The sequence below is a fragment of the Streptomyces sp. UNOC14_S4 genome (assembly GCF_020740835.1).
GTDB lineage: Bacteria > Actinomycetota > Actinomycetes > Streptomycetales > Streptomycetaceae > Streptomyces.
Map to the genome: position 1 here is coordinate 1 of NZ_JAINFC010000985.1, position 925 is coordinate 925.

Annotated in this window: 2 protein-coding genes; both read left to right on the forward strand. The window is 73.5% G+C overall.

Translation table 11 applies throughout. The features are described from left to right. Window positions 1-211 precede the first annotated feature (211 nt). Entirely contained in the window at window positions 212-646 is a 435-nt protein-coding gene (locus K6I34_RS37480; protein WP_121801846.1) for a DUF948 domain-containing protein, read from the forward strand. Window positions 647-654: 8 nt separating this feature from the next. After that, the coding region (locus K6I34_RS37485) for a DUF6167 family protein (RefSeq protein ID WP_229332472.1) at window positions 655-925 on the forward strand (271 nt) is incomplete at its 3' end.

Below are 925 nucleotides of genomic sequence, written 5' to 3' on the forward strand. Positions count from 1 at the left end.
GCCGGAGAGTGGGGGCATGGCACACAGAGCGTACTGATGAGTGTGCGCACCGTAAACTCCGGCAGGTCGGCGCGGGGTCCGCGGGGGAGAATCCGGTACGGGGCGCGAGGCCCGGCGCGATAAGGTCGTACTGGACGTCAATGGGCGTCCGCAGACGTCCCGACGGCCAGCGAGCGGTCGAGCAACGACGACCAGCAGGGAGCGGTGCAGCGTGTCCGGTGGAGAAGTGGCCGGGATCCTCGTGGCCGTCTTCTGGGCGATCCTCGTGTCGTTCCTCGCCCTGGTGCTGGTGCGGCTCGCGCAGACGCTGAAGGCCGCCACCAAGCTGGTGGCCGACGTCTCCGAGCAGGCCGTGCCGCTGCTGGCCGACGCCTCCGCGACCGTCCGCTCCGCGAACACCCAGCTCGCCCGCGTCGACTCGATCGCCGCGGACGTGCAGGAGGTCACGGCGAACGCCTCCGCGCTCTCCTCGACCGTCTCCTCCGCCTTCGGCGGGCCCCTGGTCAAGGTCGCGGCGTTCGGCTACGGCGTCCGGCGGGCGATGGGGCGCAAGGACGACGCGCCCGCGCCGCGCCGCTCCGTGATCGTCGGCACGTCCCTGCCGTCCGCCCGGCGCGGCAGCCGTCGTACCCGTGGGAAGGGCTGACCCCAGGAATGTTCCGCCGCACCTTCTGGTTCACGACCGGTGTAGCCGCCGGTGTCTGGGCCACGACCAAGGTCAACCGCAAGCTGGCCCGGCTCACCCCGGAGAGCCTGGCTCTCCAGGCGGCGGACCGCGCGGTCGTCGCGGGCCGCCGGGTCAAGCTCTTCGCCCTCGACGTGCGCGACGGCATGGCGCACCGGGAGGCGGCGCTCAAGGACGCGCTGGGCCTCGCGGCCGCCCCCGGCCCCGCCCCCGATCCCGAGCGCCAGGAGCTCCCCGAGC